This is a genomic window from Streptomyces sp. rh34 (assembly GCF_002551245.1).
Lineage (GTDB): Bacteria > Actinomycetota > Actinomycetes > Streptomycetales > Streptomycetaceae > Streptomyces.
Genome location: NZ_NTGZ01000361.1, coordinates 1 through 5,782, shown reverse-complemented (window position 1 = coordinate 5,782; position 5,782 = coordinate 1). Strand labels below are relative to the sequence as shown.

At 75.8% G+C, this 5,782-nt stretch carries 5 protein-coding genes; all 5 read right to left on the bottom strand.

Annotated elements, in window-relative coordinates:
• Positions 1-21 precede the first annotated feature (21 nt).
• Positions 22-1,221, bottom strand: a complete 1,200-nt coding sequence (locus CR470_RS35155) for a CaiB/BaiF CoA transferase family protein (protein WP_097871550.1) — start codon at positions 1,219-1,221, stop codon at positions 22-24.
• Positions 1,218-2,102 (bottom strand): ribokinase, encoded by an 885-nt coding sequence (gene rbsK / locus CR470_RS35150; RefSeq protein ID WP_097871548.1) that lies wholly within the window; start codon positions 2,100-2,102, stop codon positions 1,218-1,220. Before rbsK ends, CR470_RS35155 begins: the two co-directional genes overlap by 4 nt.
• On the bottom strand, positions 2,099-3,466 hold the full coding sequence (locus tag CR470_RS35145; RefSeq protein ID WP_097871546.1) for an ADP-ribosylglycohydrolase family protein: 1,368 nt from the start codon (positions 3,464-3,466) through the stop codon (positions 2,099-2,101). Before CR470_RS35145 ends, rbsK begins: the two co-directional genes overlap by 4 nt.
• A complete protein-coding gene (locus tag CR470_RS35140) occupies positions 3,463-4,656 on the bottom strand; it encodes an ADP-ribosylglycohydrolase family protein (protein ID WP_097871543.1) in 1,194 nt (397 codons plus the stop codon). Before CR470_RS35140 ends, CR470_RS35145 begins: the two co-directional genes overlap by 4 nt.
• Positions 4,583-5,782: ADP-ribosylglycohydrolase family protein (locus CR470_RS35135; protein WP_107489533.1), on the bottom strand; the 1,200-nt coding region annotated here is incomplete at its 5' end. The genes CR470_RS35140 and CR470_RS35135, both read right to left, overlap by 74 nt.

Genomic DNA, 5,782 nt, shown 5'->3' with positions numbered 1-5,782 from the left:
GGGCCGGGATCGGCCGGCCGGTCACAGCGCCCCCTGGTCCCGCAGCGCCGCGATCCGCGACTCCGGGAGGCCGAGCCCGGCCAGGATCTCCTCGGTGTCCGCGCCGTGCGGGCGGCCCGCCCACCGGATCCCGCCCGGCGTCCGAGAGAGCCGGAAGAGGACGTTCTGCATCCGCAGCGGCCCCAGCTCCGGGTCGTCGACCTCGGCGATGGTCCCCAGCGCCCGGTACTGCGGGTCCTCCATCACCTCCCGTACGTCATGGATCGGGGCGACGGCCGCCTCCGCCTTCTCGAAGCGGTCGAGGACTTCCGCGCGGCTGTGGCGGGAGATCCAGTGCCCGACCGCCCCGTCCAGCTCCTCGGTGTGCTCGGCCCGGGTGGTGCCCGCGCCGAACCAGGGCTCCTCGATCAGGTCCGGGCGGCCGACCAGGCGCATCACCCGCTCCGCGACGGACTGGGCGGAGGTGGAGACCGCGACCCAGTGCCCGTCGGCGGTGCGGTAGGTGTTGCGCGGGGCGTTGTTGCGGGAGCGGTTGCCGGTGCGCGGCTGGACGTAGCCGAGCTGGTCGTACCAGAGCGGCTGCGGGCCCAGCACGGTGAGGATCGGCTCGATGATCGCCAGGTCCACCACCTGGCCCTCGCCGGTCTTCTCCCGTCCCGCGAGGGCGGCCATCACCGCGTACGCCGTGGCCAGCGCCGCGATGGAGTCGGCGAGCCCGAACGGCGGCAGGGTCGGCGGCCCGTCCGGCTCCCCGGTGATCGCCGCGAAGCCGCTCATCGCCTCGGCGAGCGTCCCGAAGCCGGGGCGGTGGGCGTACGGTCCGAACTGGCCGAAGCCGGTGACCCGGGCCAGCACCAGACGCGGGTTGACGGCGTGCAGCTCCTCGGGGCCCAGGCCCCAGCGCTCCAGGGTGCCGGGCCGGAAGTTCTCGATGATCACGTCCGTCCCGGCGGCCAACTGGAGCAGTACGTCCCGGCCCCCGGGCGCGGACAGGTCGAGGGCCAGGGTGCGCTTGTTGCGGCCGAGCAGCTTCCACCACAGGCCGACCCCGTCCTTGGCGGGCCCGTGCCCGCGCGAGGGGTCCGGCTTGCGGGGGTGCTCGACCTTGATCACATCGGCGCCGAAGTCCCCGAGCATGGTGGCCGCGAGCGGTCCGGCGAAGAGGGTGGCCAGGTCGATGACGCTCAGCCCGGTCAGGGGTCCTGCTGCGGTGGCGCTCATGAGGCCTCGATCTCACTGCGGTAGGGCATGGACGTGGACGCGCCGGGTTTCCGGACGCAGAGCGCGGCGGCCGAGGACGCGAACGCCACGGCTTCGGCCACCGGACGCCCCTCGCCGAGCGCCACGGCCAGCGTCCCGACGAAGGTGTCCCCGGCGCCGGTCGTGTCGACGGCGATCACCGAGGGGGCCTCGAAGAGCACCGGTTCGCCGCCCCGGGCCGCGTACAGGCAGCCCTTCGCGCCGAGCGTGACGATGACCTCGGGCACCCGGCGCAGCAGGATCTGGGCCGCGGCGTGCGGTTCGGCCTGCCCGGACAGCTCGGCGGCCTCGTGCTCGTTGGGCACCAACAGGTCGATGTGGTCGAGAAGTTCATCGGGCAGGGGCTGCACCGGGGAGGGGGTGAGGATGGTCCGTACGCCCTGGGCCCGGGCCGCTCGGGCGCCCTCGACGACGGCGGACAGGGGGAGTTCGAGCTGCATGAGCAGCAGATCGGCCGCGGCGATCGCCGCGATCTCCCCGGGCCCGAGCGCGGTGACGACGCCGTTCGCGCCGGGGACCACCACGATCGCGTTGGACCCGGTGTCGTCCACCACGATGTGCGCGGTGCCGCTGGGGCCCTCGGCGGTGTGCAGGAGGTCGGTGTCCACCCCCGCGTGTTCGAGGCCGTCGCGCAACTGCGCCCCGTAGGCGTCGTCGCCGACCGCGCCGATCATCGTCACCTCCCCGCCCGCGCGGGCGGCGGCGACGGCTTGGTTGGCGCCCTTGCCGCCGGGGACCGTCCGGAACTCCCGTCCCGTGACGGTCTCGCCGCGTCCGGGGGCGCGTGCGGTGTAGGCGACGAGATCCATGTTGGTGCTGCCGAGCACCGCGATGCGGGTCATGGGCGCAGAGCCTCCTGGTGGGTCAGTGCGGCGAGGGTGTCGAACCCGGTGCGGTCGAAGCCGGGTACGGAGGTGGCGAGCCGGTTCTTCAGCGGAGCCGTCCAGTGCTCGGGCAGGGCGTCCGGCCCGCCCGCCAGGAGTCCGGCCAGCGATCCGGCCGTCGCCCCGTTGGAGTCGGTGTCCCAGCCGCCGGAGACCGCGAGGCCGATCGACCGGGTGAAGTCGCCGTCGGCGTGGGTGAGGGCGGCGGCCAGCAGCGCGGCGTTGGGCAGGACGTGCACCCAGTGGTGGGTGTCCGCGTAGACGGCGTGCAACCGGTCCACGACGGCGTCGAAGTCTCCTTCCGTACCGGCTGTCCCGATGCCGAGGCGGATCGCGCGGGCGTACCGCGAGTGCGGCGGCACCACCCGCAGCCCGGCGGCCAGACAGCCGTGCACATCGCTCTCGCCGCCGGCCGCGACGGCGAGCGCGGCGGCGGTGAACATCGCGCCGTACACCCCGTTGCCGGTGTGGGTGAGGACCGCGTCGCGGTGGGCCTGGGCGGCAGCCCCGGCCGGGTCGCCGGGGTGGGTCCAGCCGTGTGCATCGGCCCGGATCTGCGCGCCGATCCACTCCCGGAACGGGTTGCGGCGGCGGGCGGTCTCCGGTGGCTCGACGCCCGCCAGGAGGTTGCCGTACGCGACGCGTTCGGCGGTGAAGGTCCGCCCGGCGGGAAGTTCGTCGAGCCAGAGGCGGGCCAGGTCGGCCGTGGTGAAGGAGCGGCCGTGCCGCTGGAGCAACAGCAGGGTGAGCAGCGGGTGGTTGAGGTCGTCGTCCTCCGGCATGCCGTCGATGTTCTCGGCGAGGGACGTGGGGGCCGAGCGGCGGTTCCAGGGGTGGGCGGCCAGCAGGTCGGCCGGTACGCCGCGTGCGGTGAACCAGGTGGTCAGGGGCCAGTTGCCGGTGGCGCGGGCCAGGGCTCGGATTCCGTCCAGCGGCAGCTTCTCGACCGGCTTGCCGAGCAGGCAGCCCGCCGCCCGGCCGAGCCACGCCGCGTGCAGCCGGTCCCGGCCGGCCAGGGGCGCGGCGTCCACGGGGCCCGGCCAGTGCGGGCAGGCGGCCACGATCTCGTCGAGCCCGGTCGGCTCGTCGGCGGCCAACGGCGACTCCAGTCGCGCGAGGTCCTCCAGAATCCGTTCGGCCAGTGCGCGCAGGCGCCGCGGTGCGGGCGGCTCGGAGGCGCCCGCCCGGTCCGGGGCGGGGGCGCCCCCGGCCGCGTACCACCGCTCCTCGATCTCCCGGGCGTCCCGGCCGTCCTGCGCGGCCTGCCGCAGCTCGTGGCCGACCAGGTCCTCGGGCTGCACCCAGGTGAGGCGGACGTTCACCGCTCACCGGCCAGCGCGCCGAACGCCTGCTCATGGGCCCGGCGGCGCTCCAGGTCCCGGGCGAACACCTCCCGGGCCACCTGTGCCAGCACCTCTGCCGGGGCGTCCAGGTCCAGCCGGCTCGCCTCCGCGACCGTGGCGGCCCAGCCCGCGGGGACCTCGCCGCCCAGCGCGCCCACGATCGCCCCGCTCATCGTCGCGATGGAGTCGCAGTCCCGCCCGTAGTTCACCGAACCGAGCACCGTACGCCGGTAGTCGCCGCCCCCGACCAGCAACATCCCGAGCGCGATGGGCAGTTCCTCGATGGAGTGCAGCCGGGAGGGGCGGCGCGCGCCGAGCGAGGGGCTCCGGTAGTCGGGGCCGACCGTGTCGAAGGGCTCCACGGCCGCCCGCAGCGGGACGAGCGCGGACTCGAAGTCCTCGTGGCGCACCGCCACTTCGGCGACCGCCTCGATCGCGGACCGGGTGCCGTCCTTGGCCAGGGTGAGGGCCGCGTCGACCACGGTGCCGGGGGTGGCGTCCGGGCGGCAGGCGGCAGCGACGGCGGCCGCGAGGACCCCGGCGGCCTCCCGCCCGTAGGAGGACTGGTGGGGCGCCGCGACCTCCAGTGCCTCGGCGTACGCCGCCTCCGGGTGGCCGGCGTTGACCAGACCGACCGGGGCCATGTACATCGCCGCGCCGCAGTTGACGATGTTCCCCGCACCGGCCTCGCGCGGGTCCACGTGCCCGTAGTGCAGCCGGGCCACGATCCACTTCTCCGCCAGGAAGATCCGCTGGAGGGGGAGGGCGTCCGCCTCCAGCTCCGGGATCCAGCGGGGCGACAGCAGATCCGGGACGAGGTGGTCCGCGACGGCGTACGCGTCGAGGTGGTCGCGGACCCGGTCGTAGACCCGGATCAGGGCGTGGGTCATCAGGGTGTCGTCGGTGACGTGCCCGTCGCCCTTGTGGTACGGGGCGATGGGGCGTGCGGTGCGCCAGTCCGCGCCGTACCAGGGGCCGACGATGCCGGTCACCCGGCCGCCGTGGCGCTCGGCGATCTGCTCGGGGGTCCAGCCCTCGACCGGGCCGCCGAGGGCGTCGCCGACGGCGGCTCCGACGAGGGCCCGGGTGATGCGTTCATCGAGTGGGGGCGTGGTGGGGGAGGGGCGCGGTGTCGAGAGGGCGACTTCCGTGGCCGTTGTGGGCGTCATGCCGGAATTGTCCACCCGGGGTGGCCGGTTCCGTGGCTGCCAGCAGCCCGGCGAGTTCGATCAGGTCCGTACCCGCGAGCCGGGGCAGCGCACAGCCCGCCAGCGTCCGGCACGCCTCGCGCCAGCCAGCCGGCACGGCGGTGACCGAGCCGATCGCCCCGGTCAGCGCCCCGGCCAGGGCGGGCGCGGAGTCCGCGACCCGGGACAGGCAGGCGGCGGCCGGGATCGCCTGGGCGATCTCGCCCCGGGCCGCGGTGGTGAGGGCGAGCGCGACCGGCACGGTCTCCGCCGCCGCGATCCCGTAGCTGTAGACGTGGTCCACGATCTGGTGTTCCAACACCGGGACCAGGGCGAACGCCCCGGCGGGCTCGTCCGCGAACTCCCGGGCCAGGCGGACCGCGTGCGCGGCGTTGCGGGCGATCTCGGTGCCCTCGGGGAGCCGGTCCAGGGCCGCGTTCACCACGGTGTCGACGTCCGCCCCGGCCAGCGCCACGGCGATCGCGGCGGCCACCGCCCGCGCCCCGTGCACCCCGTCGCCGTCCTGGGTGTAGCGGGCGTCGAACTCGGCGAGCGCCGCCGCCTCGTCCGGGTCGCCCGGGTGGACCACGGCGAGCACGGCGGCCCGCACGCAGGCGGCGTCGTCGAAGTAGTGCGGGTTGTCGTGCCCGGTGGCGGGCGGCCGCAGCCCGGCGGCCAGATTGCCGAGCCCGGCCCGCACCGAGATCCGGGCCCGCAGGGGGAGTACCGCCGCCTCGACCTCGGGGGCCCGGGCGCTGGCGGCGGCGACGGTGGCGGCCAGCGCGTTCCACGCCCGGTCGACCGCGTCCCGCATCCGGCGGCCGGAGGAGAGGCCCATCGCGTCGTCGGCCGCCGCCGCCAGCACCGTACGGGCGGCGAAGGCGGCCCACTCGGCGTCGTCGGACGGGCCGAGCCGCAGCGGCTCGGGCGGCTGGTTGAGGGCGATGGGCACCGGGAGTGTGGTGGTGGCGTTCTGCTCGGCGAAGGTGTCCAGCTCCCGGGTGAGCCGCCGGGTCCACTCGGGCATCCGGGCGGCCCGGTGCCGGGCGGCGGGCCACCCGGCGGCGTCGCCCGCCGCGAGCCCGAGGAGCAGCCCCTCGATCCGGGC

Bases quoted from the DNA above. Each gene is read 5' to 3' on its own strand.
- rbsK (WP_097871548.1), bottom strand. From the start codon at position 2,102: ATGACCCGCATCGCGGTGCTCGGCAGCACCAACATGGATCTCGTCGCC.
- CR470_RS35155 (WP_097871550.1), bottom strand. From the start codon at position 1,221: ATGAGCGCCACCGCAGCAGGACCCCTGACCGGGCTGAGCGTCATCGAC.
- CR470_RS35140 (WP_097871543.1), bottom strand. From the start codon at position 4,656: ATGACGCCCACAACGGCCACGGAAGTCGCCCTCTCGACACCGCGCCCC.